Below are 353 nucleotides of genomic sequence, written 5' to 3' on the forward strand. Positions count from 1 at the left end.
ACCTTTATATGCACATAACTGATGAATTATCTCTGCAAGGTCTTGCTTGTATTGATTGTAAATGATTTTTCGCCTATACTTTGGTGTGAACACGATATGGTACTTGCACAGTCATTTGGTATGCGCAAGGCTATTCGCCTGGTTCGCCATGAGATCACCTCTTTCTTTTAAATAGTGGCTTGGACACCTCTATTTAGAAAGAGTTGATCTCAATTGTATAACTATTTGACTCTCACCCGCATTGGTGTGCTACCCGTCAAGGGGACAGTGAAAAATAATAAGTGATTGGATACCGTCAGTTGAGGAATGAATCAGCTGGCGGTATTCTTTATGCTGCTACTGCAAATGCTGCA

At 40.8% G+C, this 353-nt stretch carries 1 protein-coding gene; it reads right to left on the reverse strand.

All coding sequences use genetic code 11. The features are described from left to right. On the reverse strand, positions 1–111 hold a 111-nt coding region (locus tag ACTQ3A_RS13980), incomplete at its 3' end, for a transposase (protein WP_441495352.1). Between the last annotated feature and the right edge of the window lie 242 nt (positions 112–353).

Origin of the sequence: Bilifractor sp. LCP21S3_F8 (assembly GCF_052117805.1) — a bacterium.
Taxonomy (GTDB): domain Bacteria; phylum Bacillota; class Clostridia; order Lachnospirales; family Lachnospiraceae; genus Bilifractor.